The organism is Nocardiopsis sp. iso_238 (assembly GCF_056173325.1).
In genome coordinates this window covers 794,647-810,181 of the sequence record NZ_CM149668.1, presented here as the reverse complement: position 1 = coordinate 810,181, position 15,535 = coordinate 794,647, and the positions used below count along the sequence as shown (strand labels likewise).

Genomic DNA, 15,535 nt, shown 5'->3' with positions numbered 1-15,535 from the left:
TCTCGGCCCGGTCGGCCTAGGGGACGAGGACGATCTTGCCGAACTGCTCTCCGGCGGCCAGGGCCCGGAAGGCCTCGCGGGCCTCTGCGAGCGGCAGCACCCGGTCGATCACGGGACGCAGACCGGTGCGCACGCACATCTCGGTGAGGGCGGCCAGTTCCTCCTTGGTGCCCATGGTGGAGCCGAGCACCCGCAGCTGGAGGAAGAAGACCCGGGTGAGCTCGGCGGAGGGGGCGTCGCCGCTGGTCGCCCCGCAGGTGACGACGGCGCCGCCCGGCTTGAGCGAGTGGACGGAGTGCTTCCAGGTGGCCTGGCCGACGGAGTCGAAGACCACGTCCACCTTCTCCGGGAGCCGCTCCCCGGAGGGCAGCGCCGTGTGGGCGCCCAGTCCGAGGGCGAGGGCACGCTTCTCCTCGCTCCTGCTGGTGACGTACACGCGGTGCCCGACCTGCGCGGCCATCGCGATGAGGGCGGCGGAGACCCCTCCCCCGGCGCCCTGCACGAGGACCGTGGAGCCGGGTCGCAGGTCGGCCTTGCCGAAGAGCATGCTGTAGGCGGTCAGCCAGGCGGTGGGCAGGCAGGCCGCCTCCTCGAAGGACAGCTCCGGGGGCTTGGGCACGAGGTTCCCGCGGGGAACGAGCACCTTCTCCGCGAGGGTGCCGTCGTGGATCTCCGACAGGAGGGAGAAGCGCGGGGAGCGGCCCGGCTTCGGCGGTTCCTGGACCACCCCGTGCACGATGACCTCGTTGCCGTCCTCGTCGATCCCGGCGGCGTCCCCGCCGAGGACCATCGGGAGGCGGTCCTCGCTCAGTGCGACGCCGCGCAGGCTCCACAGGTCGTGGTGGTTGAGCGCGGCGGCCCTGACCCGGACGGTGGTCCACCCCTCGCGGGGCGCGGGGTCGGGCCGCTCACCCGCCTCCAGCCCGGACAGGGGGTCGTCGAACGAGATGCGTGCAGCCGAGATCGCGAACATACCGGCACCCAACCACAGCGGCCCCGCGCCGCTCCCCGCCGGGTGCGCCGGTCCGATGCGTGGACACACGTCGGGCCCCGCCGGTCCGGTGACCGGCGGGGCCCGACGGAGGGGCTACACGGCCAGCGGGGACTCCACCGGCAGCGAGGTGTCCGTGGCGAGGTCCAGGGTGGACGGCGGCAGGCCCGCCGCCACCACCTCGGCGCCCAGGGCCGCGATCATCGCGCCGTTGTCCGTGCACAGGCGGGGGCGCGGGACGCGGAGTTCGATCCCGGCCTCCTGGCAGCGCTGTTCGGCCAGTACGCGCAGTGCGGAGTTGGCCGCCACGCCGCCGCTGATCACGAGGGTGCTCACGCCGTGCTCCACGCAGGCGTCGACCGCCTTGCGGGTGAGCACGTCCACCACGGACTCCTGGAAGGCGGCGGCGATGTCGGCCACCACCAGCGGTTCGCCCCGGCGGTCGGCGTCCTCCACGTGCCGGGCCACGGCGGTCTTCAGCCCGGAGAAGGAGAAGTCGTACGTGCCGTCGCCCCACTTGCCGCGCGGGAAACGCATCGCCTTCGGGTCGCCCCGCTGGGCCGCCTTGTCGATGGGCGGGCCGCCCGGGTAGGGGAGCTCCAGCAGCCGCGCGACCTTGTCGTAGGCCTCCCCGGCGGCGTCGTCGACGGTGTCACCGAGCGAGACCACGTCGGTGGCCAGGTCGTTGACCAGGAGCAGCGAGGTGTGACCGCCGGAGACCAGGAGGGCGATCGAGGGCTTGGGCAGGGGCCCGTGCTCCAGCTGGTCCACGGCGACGTGACCGACCAGGTGGTTGACCCCGTAGAGGGGCTTGCCGAGCGCCATCGCGTAGGCCTTGGCGGCGGAGACGCCGACCAGGAGGGCGCCGGCCAGGCCCGGCCCGGCGGTCACGGCGACGGCGTCCACGTCGGACAGTCTCACCCCGGCGGAGTCCAGGGCGCGGCGCACGGTGGGGGTCATCGCCTCCAGGTGGGCGCGACTGGCCACCTCGGGCACCACGCCGCCGAAGCGCACGTGCTGGTCGACGCTGGAGGCCACCGACTCGCCCAGCAGCTCGCAGCCCCGGACCAGGGCCACGCCGGTCTCGTCACAGGACGACTCGATCCCCAGGATCAACGGCTCACTCATGGCTTCCCTTCTCCGCGACGCGGCGCATGACGATCGCGTCCGCCCCCTTGTAGTAGCCCCGGCGCACGCCGATCGCCTCGAAGCCGAAACGTGTGTACAGGTCCTGGGCGCGCGGGTTGTCCGAGCGCACCTCCAGGAACATGTGGGTGACGCCGCGCGCGGCGGCCTGGTCGAGGAGTTCGGTGAGCAGGGCCCGGCCGATCCCCCTCCCCCACGCGTGCTCCGCGACGGCCATGGTCTGGACGTCGCCCTCGGGCGGGACGAACCGCAGCCCGGCGTAGCCCGCGAGCCCGGCCTCCGACTCGGCCACCACGTAGTGGCGGGTGGAGGCCTCGGCCAGTTCGTCGCGGAGCGTGTTCTCGCTCCAGGCGTCGAGGGGGAACAGGGCGCGTTCCAGGTCCATGACGGCCGGTACGTCGGCGGCGGTCATCTGGCGCAGCGCCACGGGAGCGGTCACCTCACCCACTGGCGCACCTTCTTCGGGGCTCCGGGCTCGACCGCGTCGGGGCGGCGCAGGTAGAGCGGGGCGGGTTCGGGCAGCTTCTCGCCGCGGTGCAGGCGCAGCAGGGCGAGTTCGGCCATCGCGGCGGCGTCGGGGTGGAGCGGTTCCAGGGCGGCGGTGTCCTCCGCGCCCAGCACGTCGGCGTACATGCGGGCGCCGTCACCGACCAGCGGCAGGCCGCCGGTGTCGATCTCGGCGGGCCGGTCCACCCGGACCTCGCCCACCCGGGTGAGGTGGTCGTCGTAGCGCGCCCAGAACACCTCCTTGCGGCGGGCGTCGGTCATGCCCAGGAACGGTCCGGTTCTCCTGGTGGCGAAGGCCAGGGCGTCCAGGGTGGCGACCCCGTGGCAGGGGACGTCCAGGGCGTCCGCGAGGGCGTACGCGGTGGCCAGGCCCACCCGCAGGCCGGTGTACGGGCCGGGGCCCATGCCGACCGCGATGTGGTCGAGGTCGCCCAGCACCAGCCCGGACTCGGTGAGCAGGTTCTGGATGGTGGGCGCGAGGAGTTCGCCGTGGCGACGGGCGTCCACCGAGCTGGCGCTGGCGCGCAGCAGGAAGGAGCCGTCCGGGGTGGTCTCCCCGATGGCGGCGGTGACCGCCGGGGTGGCGGTGTCGAAGGCCAGGAGCAGCACGGGTGTTCCGCCTATCCGTTCCCGGCGGCGGTGCCGGGCAGGTCGATGTCGGTCCACCGCGCGCCCACCGGGCGCAGGTGGACGGTGCGGGTGTCGTCGGAGTGGCGTTCGATCCGGATCTCCAGGCGGTCGTCGGCCAGACCCTCGGCCACGCCCTCACCCCACTCGACGACGGTGACGGACTCGCCCAGGGTCATGTCCAGGTCGATGTCGTCGACCTCGTCGGGACCGCCGAGCCGGTAGGCGTCCACGTGCACGAGGGCGGGGCCGCCGACCAGGGACGGGTGGATTCTGGAGATGACGAACGTGGGCGAGGTGACCGATCCCCGCACGCCGAGGCCCTGTCCGAGCCCCTGGGTGAGGGTGGTCTTGCCCGCTCCCAGCGGCCCGGAGAGGATCAGCAGGTCCCCGGGGCGGGAGAGTGCGGCCAGGTCACGGCCCAGAACGCGCATGTCCTCGTCCGTCGCGGCGGTCACCGCGTGGACGTGGGACGCGGTGGTGGCTGTGGTGTCTGTCATCGCTCTCACAGGTTGGTCCGTGTGGTGGTCAGCGCCGGAGCGCGCCGAAGGTCCCTCTTCACCCAGGTTAGGCCGGGTGGAGAAGGTTCGTGACCGATATCGGGGACTGCGTCAGCCGACGTACTCGCGCGGTACCCGGGCACCGATCCGCGTGATGATCTCGTACGGGATGGTGTCCAGGACGTCGGCCCAGTCCTGCGCGGTGGGAACGCCCCGGCCCGGGTCTCCGAACAGGACCGCGAGGTCGCCCGCGCGCACCGGATCGTCTCCGACATCGACAACGAACTGGTCCATGCAGACTGTTCCCGCGATGGTGCGGCGGGCGCCGCCCAGCTGGACCGGGCCCCGGTTGGTGGCGGCGCGGGGCACCCCGTCCGCGTAGCCGAGCGGCACGAGGGCCAGGGTGGTCTCCTCCTGGGTGACGTACCGGTGGCCGTAGGAGACGCCGCTGCCCGCGGGGACGCGCTTGGTGAGTGCGATCCTCGATTCGAGGGTCATCGCGGGGCGCAATCCGGGCACGTCCAAATCAGGGATTGGGCAGAGTCCATAACTCGCGATTCCGCCCCGCACCAGATCGAACCGCGCCTCCGGCAGGGTCAACAGCGCGGCCGAGTTGGAGATGTGCCGGACCTCCGGGTTCAGCCCCGCCTTGTCCGCCACCAGGAGCGCCTCGTGGAAGACGTCCAGCTGCGCCTGGATCGACGGGTGACCGGGCTCGTCCGCGCAGGCGAAGTGCGACCACAGGCCGGTGACCCGGACGGTGCCCTCCTGTTCCGCGAGCGCGGCGGCCTCGACCACGGAGGCCCAGTCGCCCCGGTTCACGCCGCCCCGGTTCAGGCCGGTGTCCGCCTTGAGCTGGACCCGCGCGACCCGGCCCAGACGGCGGGCCTCGGAGACCACCGTGTCCAGCACGGCGCGGTCGCTGATCCCGAGGTCGATGTCGGCCTCGATCGCCTCCCCCACCGGCTCCCCCGGGGGAATGATCCAGGACAGGACGGGCACCGTGACGCCCGCTCGGCGCAGCTCCAGCCCCTCCTTGATGAGCGCGGTCCCCAGCCAGGTGGCTCCGCCCGCGATCAGGGCACGCGCGGCGGGGACCATCCCGTGGCCGTATCCGTCGGCCTTGACCACCCCCATGAGGGGCGTCCCCCCGGCCAGTTCACGGAGCAGCCGGGCGTTGGAGGTGATCGCGTCGAGATCGACGCGAGCGTGCGCGAAAGGAGCCATACCCACAGTGTTCCACGCGTGGGTTACCGCTGCGGAGCTGCGGGTATGTGGCCTACGACCGAGTTCGAGCCCTATTTTGGGGATATCGGGATGAACGAAATCGGAAGTGAACGAGCCGTCAACGTGACCCGGCTCTGGTCCGGCGGCCTGGCCACCGCGGTGGTCGCCGCACTGGTCATCTTCGCCGGAACCCTGGTGGTTCGCGGGGTCTTCGGCGTCCCGGTGCTGGCACCGGAGGAGGCCGGGAACCTGGGTGACGCCGGAACGGTCGGTTACGCGCTCCTGGCGGGGCTGGTCGCGCTGCTCGCGACCGCACTGCTCCACCTGTTGCTGCTGTCCGCGCCCCGGGCGCTCTCGTTCTTCGGCTGGATCGTCGGTCTGGCCACGGCCATCGCGGCCGTCACGCCCTTCACACAGGGCGCCGAGATCTCCAGCCAGGTCGCGACGGGCCTGATCAACCTGGTCTGCGGTATCGCCATCGCCTCGCTGCTGCGGGGCGTCGGCCGGACCGCGGTGATCAGCCGGGTCCCCCGACAGGCCAGACGCGAGGAGGGCCCGGCACTGCGCCACGAGGGTGTCCTGCCCGACGTCGAACGGCGGGAGTACGACCCCACGCGCTACCGCGCGATGGAGGAGGACGCCGAGTACGACGCCGCTCGCGACCGTGCCGAGGCCCAGCGCGCGGAGGAGGACCGTGCCCGTCACGGCACCCGCGACGACTGACCGGAGATACGACACCGCCGGGGGCGGGGACCCGAGAGGTCCCCGCCCCCTTCGCATGCCAGGATTTCCACTGCACGGACTCGTCGAACCAGCCCCATCGAACGGTTCGGCCCCGAAACCCAGCCCTCCGCCCCCGATGGGAGAGCCCACCCCCATGTCCCAACCCCCACAGAGTCCCGACGCCGAAGCGCAACAGCGTGAGAAGGAAGAAAGGGCCACCCAACTGGAGGAAATGCTCCGTTGGGCCGGAATGAGCGACCGTGGGATCGAAAAACTCCGGAACGGCGAGGACCGCACCGGACTCGGCTGGCAGCGCCTGGCGAAGGCGGTGCATAACAAGTATCCGACCATGGGGAAGGACTCACCGGAAGCCGACGCGGTCCGCCCGGCGGTCATCGAAGGTCTGCGCTTCGCCCATAGGGGAAGCTCCGGCCTGCAGGAGTTCGCATACAGATACGAGTACTTCAAGGCCCTCTACGACGAACAGAGCCAGGACATCGCCACCAACAGGCGAGATCTGTCCAAGGTCGACAAACTTGAACTAGCCTCCAGAAGAATGACCAGGATCGATGTCCAGGGCGTACTCGACGCCGATACAGAAATAATTCGCGAGGAGCGCCGACAGGGAAGAGTCGACATCAACCTGAACCAGAGCGACGAGGAGGTTGTCTCAGCAATTCGAGAGCAGGCTGACAACATCGGCATGGGCCACGACACCTCCACCGCCTACCATGCCCGAAAACACTTCGGCGAACTTCCGAAGGAAGAACAAGTAGGGCACCCCGTCGCGGCATACCTCAAGAGCCTGGCATCTACGATCCGAAATGGGGAGGTCAGCAGCTTCAACAGGATGGACCAGGGACAATCAGCAAGCATTGTCATCGACCGAATACTTCCACAAAGAAAAGACAAAACACTAAAGAAACAGGAGTCCTCATCAAAGGAATCCGGAGAGGTTTCCGCACTCCGGGCCCGACTGTTCATTCGCCCGCAAACAGGCGTCGTGGCACCGACCCACATGAAAGACAAGGTAGAGAGGTCAGCCGAACATGAACGAGACTAGGGCCGAGGAGAACGTGATCCTCTCCCTACTGGAGAGCACCGATAACGAAACAAGCGGAGCTGCCATCGCGAGCATCTACGATGAGGCCGTGGACCGACTCGTGACCCTGTGGGCGTACAACAGGATGAACGAACAAGAGTGGCCTCCGGACTTCGTTGACAAAGTCCGCGGACTCCTGAAGTCAGATGCAAATCGACATGGATTCCAGGCCTACGTCAGCAAGTGTGAAATGCTTGCGTTGAGAAGCATGCAGGATGGATTCCGACGCTCCTGCTACTATCGGAGTCACATTCAGGTCGTGATCGACGAGTTCGTTCCCTTCGCCGAGCTCGTGCATCCAGCAGACGTGGGCGGGCTGGCTGAGATCGATGAGCTCTACGTCAATGACGCCAACGAGATCCCGCCCATCCCACCCGGCGACATCCCCTCCTGGGTTCCTGAATCCCACTGGTGGTGGCGGGCTCCCACGCGCCTTGACATGAGCCAACAGGAAATTGAAGAGAAGCTCTACGACTACCACCCTGAGGACTGGGATTCCTGATGACCGACGGCAACCCCTCCCCGGTGGAGACGCGGCTCCAGCGGGACCTCGCTGAGGTGAACGCCCTGGGCCGGGGCGGCGTCCGCGTCGACCTGAGCGCCGGGTCCAAGGCCGTGGTGACGACCCTGCGCGAGTCCGCCGACCGGATCGGTTTCGACTCCCCGATCAACGCCGCGGTGCACGTCATGCGCCGCCTGGACGAACTCCCTCCGGCCGAGCGCGGGAACCCGATCCCCTCGTACCACGCCTCCGCCTCGGAGTCCGTGCGCACCGGGCGCGCCAGGTCCGGGGGTGTGGACGAGGGTGTGTTGCGCCTGGTCTTCGAGCGGGTCGCCCCCCTGTCCCCGTCGGCCACGGTCACCCTGTCCACCCAGGTGGAGATCATGGGCGACGGCACGGCCCACCTGGCCGAGCACGGCTGGCCCGCGTTCCCGCAGAGCCCCGTGCACGCCTTCTCCGGCAGGCCGGAGGAGCTGCTGGAGCAGGCTCGGGTCGGCCTCGCTGACCCGGAGGCGCCCCTGGACCAGTCGTTGCTGTTGCTGTGGGGAGCCCGGATCGGTTCGCCCGACCTCGTCGGCACGCAGGAACAACGGCTCTCGGTCGCGGAGCGCGCCGCGGTGCGCGGCGGGGAGATCCGCAGGACGGTGGCCCGCGCCGAGCAGCTGGCCTCCGGTCCCGAGTGGTACGCGGCCTGCCTGTACCGCTCCATGCTGGAGAACCTCTTCGAGGGCTTCCTGGGCGCGGTGACGTTCGCCGTGGTCAAGGCGGAGGACATCGACGACGTCGACGAGGAGCTGAAGGAGGGGCTGCCGCAGGCCGAGGGCGCCGTTCCCGAGGCGGTCCCGGCCGGGGCGCCCGAGGGGCACTGGTGGTGGCGGGCTCCGTTCGCCCGTTCCTGACCCACCTCCGGGGAGCGGGACCCGCCACGGGCCCGCTCCCGGTCAGGCGCCCATGACCAGGGACTCGGCGTGTTCGGGGCTCAGGCAGTGCTCGATGACCATGACGGCCGCGCCGATCACGCCCGCGCTCTCACCAGCCTTGGACGAGGCGATGCTCAGGTTCTCCGTGGCCAGCGGCAACGAGCGCTGGTAGATGACCTCCCGGACCCCGGCGAGCAGGTGGTCCCCGGCCATGGCCAGCGCACCGCCGACGACGATCACCGACGGGTTGAACATGTTGACCGAGGCGGCCAGCACCTCACCGACGTCGCGGCCCGCCTGGCGCAGGGCGCGCAGCGCCGGGACGGACCCGTTGCGGGACAGTTCCACCACGTCGCGGGCGCCCGAGGCGGGGACCCCCTCGGCGGTCAGGGCCTCCGCGAGCGCGTGTCCGCTGGCCACCGCCTCCAGGCAGCCGGTGTTGCCGCAGCGGCAGGGCCGGTCGGCCCCGCTGGGCACGTGGATGTGCCCCATGTCCCCGGCGGCTCCCTGAGCACCCCGGTAGACACTGCCCTCGCTGACGATCCCGCAGCCGATGCCCGTGGCGACCTTCACGAAGAGCAGGTGGCTCGCGGTGGGCCAGGCGACGTGGTGTTCACCGACGGCCATGATGTTGACGTCGTTGTCCACCAGCACGGGCCGGTCGATGCGGCCGCGCACGTGGCCGGACACGTCGAAGCCGTCCCAGCCGGGCATGATCGGCGGGTTGACCGCGCGCCCGGTGGAGTGCTGGACGGGGCCGGGCAGGCCCACGCCGACGCCGAGCAGGTCACCGGTGCCGTGTCCGGATGAGGCGAGCAGGGCGAGACCGTGGTCCACCACCCAGTCCAGGACGGCTTCGGGGCCCTGCGCGATGTCGATGTCGGCGCGGTCCTCCGCGAGCACGGTCCCCGACATGTCGGTGAGGGCGAGCCGGGCGTGGGTGGCGCCCAGGTCGGCGGCGAGCACGACGCGTGCGTCCGGGCGGAACGAGAAGGTCGTGGGCGGTCGCCCGCCGGTGGAGACGGCTTCCCCGGCCGGTCCGATGAGCCCGCTGGCCAGGAGCGCGTCCACGCGCTGGGTGACCGTGGAGCGGGCCAGGCCGGTGACGGAGGCCAGCTCGGAGCGGGTGCGTGGACGTCCGTCGCGCAGCAGCCGGAGCAGGGTCCCGGCGCCGGGCGCGGCTGTGGCGGCCGGGGTTCGCTGTGGAGCTGTCAGCGCGTCTTCCGTCATGGGACCAGTGAAGCACAGGATCTATTGAGTGGCCGTCATTCATCTATTTTGTCCACATCCGGCAACTTATGCTTGACCTTCGACATAAGTCAGACGTAACGTCTCGGTCATGTCAGTGAAACAGGTCACAGGTCTGGGCGGTTCGCCGGGGCACACCGCCCCCTCGGCCTACCGCGCCGCGGTGATCGGAACCGGCTTCATGGGCCGGGTCCACACCCACGCCGTCCGCGCCTCCGGCGGCGAGGTCGTCGGTGTGGCGGGGTCCTCCCCCGCCAGGGCCGAGGACTTCCGCGCCGCCCACGGCCTCGCCCGGGCCCACGCCGACCCCCTCGAACTGATCCACCGACCCGACGTCGACGTGGTGCACGTGTGCACCCCCAACCATCTGCACGCCCCTCTGAGCCTGGCCGCCCTCGCGGCGGGCAAGCATGTGGTCTGCGAGAAGCCGCTGGCCACCGACGCCGAGACCGCCCGCGGCCTCACCCGGGCCGCGCACGAGGCCGACCGGGTCGCCGTCGTCCCCTTCGTCTACCGCTTCCACCCCATGGCCCGCGAGGCCCGCGCCCGGGTCGCCTCGGGCGCCGTCGGCCGGATCGGCCTCGCCCACGGCGGCTACCTCCAGGACTGGCTCCTCCACCCCGAGGAGGACAACTGGCGCGTCGACCCGAAGATCGGCGGCCCCACCCGGGCCTTCGGGGACATCGGCTCGCACTGGTGCGACATGCTGGAGTTCGTCACCGGCGACCGCATCGACGCGGTGAGCGCCCAGACCTCCCGGTTCAACGAGCACCGGGGCGAGGCGGGCCGCGCGGTCACCACCGAGGACCTGGTGACCCTCCAGTTCTCCACCGAGGGCGGGGCCGTGGGAACCGCCGTGATCAGCCAGGTCTCCCCCGGCCGCAAGAACCAGCTGGTGCTGGAGGTCTCCGGCACCGAGGGCTCGCTCCGCTTCGACCAGGAACGCCCCGAGACCCTCTGGGCGGGCGGGCGCGACCGCTCGGCGGTCATCTCCCGCGACGACGCCGACCTCGGTCCGGACGCGGCCCGCATGGTCACCCTCCCGGTCGGCCACCCGCAGGGCTACCAGGACTGCTTCAACGCCCTGGTCGCGGACACCGGCGCCGCCGTCGCGGGCGGGGAACCCGAAGGACTCCCCGTCTTCGCGGACGGACTGCGGGCCGCCGTGCTCGCGGAGGCCGTGCTGGAGTCGGCCCGCGAGCGCCGCTGGGTCGACGTCCCCCGGACGGACCGTTAGGTGCGCGCCCCAGTGGTCCGATCCGCCCAGGTTTGTACGAAAGACCGAGACCCCCTCGGCCGCGACGACCTGGAACGGTTACGGACCGTGAACCCAGGGGCCTCAACAGGTTACTCAGAGCCCCTGGTCAACGGAACCGCCACGACGGAGAATGCCAGCGAGTCGTCTCGCCCAGGTTCCTCCCTGCCCCCGACGAAAGGTGCCGCCGTGGACTGATCACACCGATGAGGCGGCCACCCCCCCGCTTCCGAACGCGATAGCAGGAACTCCCCGACGGATCGCCGCACGCGGCCCACCGTCCCTGCCGTCGGCGCCGGCACGCCGCACGGACTCATCGACCCCCCACCCCCAGGTGAGGTTTCCCGTGATCAAGAGACCCCTACGAACGCTGGGCGCGCTGACGGCGAGCATCGCGTTGGCCCTCGGGCTGACGTCGGTCCCGGCCCAGGCCGACGCCGTGGAGGAGGAGCCGTTCACCGCGCTCATCTTCTCCAAGACCACCGGCTTCCGACACGACTCCATCCCCTACGGCGTCGCCCTCTACGAGGCACTCGCGGAGGAGCACGGCTTCGAGACCGAGCACTCCGAGGACGCCGACATCTTCAACCCGGAGGACCTGGCCCGCTTCGACGCGGTCATCTGGCTCTCCACCACCGGCGACGTCCTGGACGAGGGCCAGCAGGCCGCGTTCGAGGAGTACGTCCAGGACGGCGGCGGGTACGTCGGCGTCCACTCCGCCTCAGACACCCACTACGACTGGGAGTGGTACGGCGACCTGGTCGGCGCGTACTTCGCCAGCCACCCGCCCGGCACCCAGGACGCCGAGGTGATGGTCAACGACCGCGCCCACCCCTCGACGTCCATGCTCCCGGCCAGCTGGGACCGGCACGACGAGTGGTACGACTACGACGTCAGCCCGCGCGGTGACGTCCACGTCCTGGCGGGCCTGAACGAGGCCTCCTACGAGGACGTCGTCGACCCGGCCGGACAGATGGGCTTCGACCACCCGATCGCCTGGTGCCAGGTGTACGACGGCGGCAGGTCCTGGTACACCGGCGGAGGCCACACCGTCGAGTCGTACTCGGAGCCGGAGTTCACCGCCCACCTGCTCGGAGGCCTCCAGTGGGCCGCCGGACAGGTCGAGGGCGACTGCGGCGCCACCCAGTGGGACAACTTCGAGAAGGTCACGCTCGCCCAGGGCGAGGAGAACGTCGGCGAGCCCATGGGCATGGCCGTGCTCCCCGACGGCCGGATCATGCACACCTCCCGCAACGGCCAGGTGTCCATGTGGTCCCCCGAGACCTACAGCACGAACGCGCTCGCGGACGTCCCGGTCTACGACCACGACGAGGACGGGCTCCAGGGCATCGCGCTCGACCCGGACTTCGAGGAGAACGGGTGGGTGTACCTGTACTACGCGCCCGTGATCGACGGCGTCCCCTCGGGCGCCGCACCGGAGAACGGTTCCCCGGAGGACTTCGAGCCCTTCGAGGCGCACAACAACCTGTCGCGCTTCCAGTTCGTGGACGGTGACGAACCCTCCCTGGACCTGGAGAGCGAACAGGTGATCCTGGAGGTCGAGGCCACCCGGGGCATGTGCTGCCACGTCGGCGGCGACATCGACTTCGACCCCGACGGCAACCTCCTCCTGTCCACCGGCGACGACACCAGCGCCTTCGGTTCGGACGGGTTCAGCCCGCACGACGAGCGGGAGAGCCGCAACCCGGCCTTCGACGCCCAGCGCGGCTCGGCCAACACCAACGACCTGCGCGGCAAGCTGATCCGCATCTCCGTCAACGAGGACGGCGGATACGACATCCCCGAGGGCAACCTGTTCCCGCCGGAGACCTCCGACGCGGACCTGACCCGCCCCGAGATCCTCGCGATGGGCCTGCGCAACCCGTTCCGGTTCTCCGTGGACCAGAACGACGGCAGCGTCTACCTGGCCGACTACGGACCGGACTCACCCGTGGCCGACCCCGAACGCGGCCCGGAGAACACGGTCACCTGGCACCACATCACCGAGCCGGTCAATATCGGCTGGCCGTACTGCATCGGCAACAACTCCGCCTACAACAAGTACGACTTCGGGTCCGGCACGTCCGGGGAGCCGTTCGACTGCGACGCCCCGGTCAACGAGTCGCCGCGCAACACCGGGCTGACGGAGCTGCCCCCGGTCACCCCGGCGTCGATCTGGTACGGCTACGACGAGTCCGAGGAGTTCCCGCACCTGGGCACCGGCGGCGGCGCCCCCATGGGCGGCCCGGCCTACGACTTCGACCCCGAGCTGGACTCGGACAACAAGTGGCCCGAGTACTACGACGGCGTCCCGCTGCTGTACGAGTGGAGCCGCCAGTGGATCAAGCAGGTGCACCTGGACGACGAGGGCGGTGTCCTCGACATCACCGAGACCGTCCCGGACATCGACCTGGCCAATCCCATGGACATGGAGTTCGGCCCGGACGGCGCCCTGTACGTGCTGGAGTACGGCTCCGGCTGGTTCGGCGGGGCGGAGGACTCCGCGATCTCCCGCATCGACTACTCCGGGTCGGGCGACAGCCCGGTGGCCCGGATCGGCACCAGCGCCACCTCGGGTCCGGCGCCGCTGACCGTGGAGTTCTCCGGTGAGGGCTCCTTCCACCCCGGCGGCCTGGCCTTCGACTACGCGTGGAACTTCGGGGACGGCACGACCTCGACCGACCCCGCGCCCACGCACACCTTCGAGGAGGCGGGCCGGTACAACGTCAGCCTCACGGTGACCGATACCGAGGAGCGCACGGGCACGGCCACGGTGACGATCACCGCGGGCAACACCGCGCCCAAGGTCGCCTTCGACTCGCCCCGCGACGGCCAGTTCTTCGACTGGGGCGACGAGATCCCGTTCGACGTGACCGTGGAGGACACCGAGGACGGGTCGATCGGGAACGGGATCGACTGCGGCGAGGTGGACGTCACCTCGTCGCTGGGCCACGACAGCCACGCCCACCCCTGGACCCAGTACGAGGGCTGTGAGGGTGTCAGCGTCACCGGGACCGACGGCGGTCACGGCCACGACATGAACATCTTCTGGGTCCTCCAGGCCGAGTACACCGACCGCGGCGGGGACGGCGTTCCGGCCCTCACCGGCAGCGACGGGATCAAGCTCAACCCGTCGCGGATGCAGGCGCAGTACTTCACCGGCAGCGAGGGAGTGGTCACCGACTCCACGGAGGACCCCAACGGGGGCCTGCGCAACCTCGGCGGCATCCACCACGGCAGCTGGGTCTCCTACGACCCGGTCAACCTGCACGGGGTCGAGCAGATCGGCTTCCGTGTGGCCTCGGACGGGGCGGGCGGCACCATCGAGGCCCGCGCCGACTCCCCCGACGGTGAACTGGTCGGCTCGGTCGACGTCGCACCCACCGGCGGCTGGCAGGAGTGGACCGACGTCACGATGGACGACGTCACCGACCCCGGCGGCACCATCGACCTCCACCTGGTCTTCGTCAACGACGGGGCCGGGGACGAGGCGCTGTTCAACGTCAACTACTTCGACGTGAACGCCGACCACGACGGCGGCCACGAGGACGGGCCCGAGACCGAGCTGACCAGCCCGGCCGACGGCGCGACCTTCGAGGCGGGCGAGGACGTCCCCCTCTCGGCGGAGGTCACCGACCACGGTGACGCCGGGATCGAGGAGGTGGAGTTCCTCGTGGACGGGCAGCCGGTCGCCACGGTGGCCGAAGGCCCCTACGAGGCCTCCTGGACCGACGTCCCCGAGGGCGAGTACGCGGTCAGCGCCGTGGCCACCGACGGCGAGGGCCGCACCGGCGCCTCCGCCACCCACACCATCACGGTCGGGGACGAACCCGCCCCCGTGGAGTGCGCGCCGCCCAAACTCGACGACGGCTACCGCGCCCTGTGGGACGGGGAGTCCCTGGACGGCTGGAACATGGCCGGTCCGGGGAGCTTCGAGATCGTCGACGACGGTGACGGGTGCGTCCTCCAGACCGAGGGCGGCATGGGCCTGCTCTGGCACGAGGACGAGCTCGGCTCCTACCGGATGAAGCTGGACTACCTCACCCACGAGGAGTCCGACAACTCCGGTGTCTTCGTCGGCTTCCCCGACCCGGGCGACGACCCGTGGGTCGCGGTCAACGAGGGCTACGAGATCCAGATCGACCCGTACGGCGCCCCCGACGGAGACCCCCTCACCCAGACGGGGGCCGTGTACACGTTCCAGGCCGCCTCCTCCCACCCGGAGGTCGTGGGCGAGTGGAACACGATGGAGATCGAGGTCGACGACCCGATGATCCGCGTGTGGATCAACGGCGAGCTGGTCAACGAGTTCGAGAGCACCGACCCCGCCCGCGACCTCTCGGCCGGACGCGTCGGGCTCCAGAACCACGGCGCGAACGACCTCGTGTGGTTCCGCGACGTGCAGGTCACCGACCTGGAGGACGAGACGGAGACGTTCACCTTCGCCGAGGTCCACGAACGGGTCGGGGAACTGGCCGAGGCGGGCGGTCTGACCGCCTCCGAGGCCACCCGGCTCACCCGTCAGCTGGAACTGGCCGAGCACCACGTGAGCGTGGGTCGGCCCGCACAGGCCGGACGCTCGCTCGACCGGTTCCGGACGACCGCCGAGACCGTGGCCGACCCCGACACCCGAGAGGAGCTGGGGCGCCTGGCCGACGGCCTCGAACACCTGACCGCACCACCCGAGTAGCTCCGGATCAGCAGTAACGCGACGAACCGTGGCGGGGCCGGACCCCGGCCCCGCCACACCCCCGCGGCGTCGCTCGCACGGCACGCGCCGCCCGTGA

General features: G+C 70.6%; 13 protein-coding genes. 6 read left to right on the top strand and 7 right to left on the bottom strand.

What is annotated here, in order from left to right; genetic code table 11:
* Nucleotides 1-16: 16 nt before the first annotated feature.
* The 6 genes from AC0VYL_RS03685 to alr form a co-directional block, all read right to left on the bottom strand.
* Nucleotides 17-973 carry a zinc-binding dehydrogenase gene (locus AC0VYL_RS03685; RefSeq protein WP_475459194.1) on the bottom strand — a complete coding sequence of 319 codons (957 nt, stop codon included), beginning with the start codon at nucleotides 971-973 and terminating at the stop codon, nucleotides 17-19.
* Nucleotides 974-1,087: 114 nt separating this feature from the next.
* Nucleotides 1,088-2,119 carry a tRNA (adenosine(37)-N6)-threonylcarbamoyltransferase complex transferase subunit TsaD gene (gene tsaD, locus AC0VYL_RS03680; protein ID WP_475459191.1) on the bottom strand — a complete coding sequence of 344 codons (1,032 nt, stop codon included), beginning with the start codon at nucleotides 2,117-2,119 and terminating at the stop codon, nucleotides 1,088-1,090.
* Entirely contained in the window at nucleotides 2,112-2,549 is a 438-nt protein-coding gene (gene rimI, locus AC0VYL_RS03675) for a ribosomal protein S18-alanine N-acetyltransferase (protein ID WP_475462926.1), read from the bottom strand. The genes tsaD and rimI overlap by 8 nt, the downstream gene beginning before the upstream one ends.
* 23 nt (nucleotides 2,550-2,572) lie before the next feature.
* Complete coding sequence (tsaB, locus tag AC0VYL_RS03670) at nucleotides 2,573-3,253, bottom strand: tRNA (adenosine(37)-N6)-threonylcarbamoyltransferase complex dimerization subunit type 1 TsaB (protein ID WP_475459188.1); 681 nt, start codon at nucleotides 3,251-3,253, stop codon at nucleotides 2,573-2,575.
* Nucleotides 3,254-3,264: 11 nt separating this feature from the next.
* Nucleotides 3,265-3,771 carry a tRNA (adenosine(37)-N6)-threonylcarbamoyltransferase complex ATPase subunit type 1 TsaE gene (gene tsaE / locus AC0VYL_RS03665; protein WP_475459185.1) on the bottom strand — a complete coding sequence of 169 codons (507 nt, stop codon included), beginning with the start codon at nucleotides 3,769-3,771 and terminating at the stop codon, nucleotides 3,265-3,267.
* Nucleotides 3,772-3,882: 111 nt separating this feature from the next.
* Nucleotides 3,883-4,998, bottom strand: a complete 1,116-nt coding sequence (gene alr, locus AC0VYL_RS03660; RefSeq protein WP_475459183.1) for an alanine racemase — start codon at nucleotides 4,996-4,998, stop codon at nucleotides 3,883-3,885.
* A 90-nt stretch (nucleotides 4,999-5,088) separates the two neighbouring features.
* Between alr and AC0VYL_RS03655 the strand changes: the two genes are divergently transcribed.
* The 4 genes from AC0VYL_RS03655 (at nucleotide 5,089) to AC0VYL_RS03640 (ending at nucleotide 8,224) form a co-directional block, all read left to right on the top strand.
* The gene (locus tag AC0VYL_RS03655; protein WP_475459180.1) at nucleotides 5,089-5,721 is read left to right on the top strand and encodes a DUF6069 family protein; all 633 of its coding nucleotides are present in this window, start codon (nucleotides 5,089-5,091) and stop codon (nucleotides 5,719-5,721) included.
* Nucleotides 5,722-5,875: 154 nt separating this feature from the next.
* Entirely contained in the window at nucleotides 5,876-6,784 is a 909-nt protein-coding gene (locus AC0VYL_RS03650; RefSeq protein WP_475482326.1) for a hypothetical protein, read from the top strand.
* Nucleotides 6,771-7,325 carry a hypothetical protein gene (locus AC0VYL_RS03645; protein ID WP_475482325.1) on the top strand — a complete coding sequence of 185 codons (555 nt, stop codon included), beginning with the start codon at nucleotides 6,771-6,773 and terminating at the stop codon, nucleotides 7,323-7,325. The genes AC0VYL_RS03650 and AC0VYL_RS03645 overlap by 14 nt, the downstream gene beginning before the upstream one ends.
* A complete protein-coding gene (locus tag AC0VYL_RS03640; protein WP_475482324.1) occupies nucleotides 7,325-8,224 on the top strand; it encodes a hypothetical protein in 900 nt (299 codons plus the stop codon). The genes AC0VYL_RS03645 and AC0VYL_RS03640 overlap by 1 nt, the downstream gene beginning before the upstream one ends.
* 42 nt (nucleotides 8,225-8,266) lie before the next feature.
* Here AC0VYL_RS03640 and AC0VYL_RS03635 read toward each other — a convergent pair whose 3' ends face one another.
* The gene (locus AC0VYL_RS03635) at nucleotides 8,267-9,475 is read right to left on the bottom strand and encodes an ROK family protein (protein ID WP_475482323.1); all 1,209 of its coding nucleotides are present in this window, start codon (nucleotides 9,473-9,475) and stop codon (nucleotides 8,267-8,269) included.
* Nucleotides 9,476-9,590: 115 nt separating this feature from the next.
* Here AC0VYL_RS03635 and AC0VYL_RS03630 point away from each other — a divergent pair, with 115 nt between their 5' ends.
* Both AC0VYL_RS03630 and AC0VYL_RS03625 read left to right on the top strand, forming a co-directional pair.
* Nucleotides 9,591-10,730, top strand: coding sequence for a Gfo/Idh/MocA family protein (locus AC0VYL_RS03630; RefSeq protein WP_475483461.1), 1,140 nt, complete (start codon nucleotides 9,591-9,593; stop codon nucleotides 10,728-10,730).
* A 364-nt stretch (nucleotides 10,731-11,094) separates the two neighbouring features.
* The gene (locus tag AC0VYL_RS03625) at nucleotides 11,095-15,438 is read left to right on the top strand and encodes a ThuA domain-containing protein (protein ID WP_475482322.1); all 4,344 of its coding nucleotides are present in this window, start codon (nucleotides 11,095-11,097) and stop codon (nucleotides 15,436-15,438) included.
* Nucleotides 15,439-15,535: the final 97 nt, after the last annotated feature.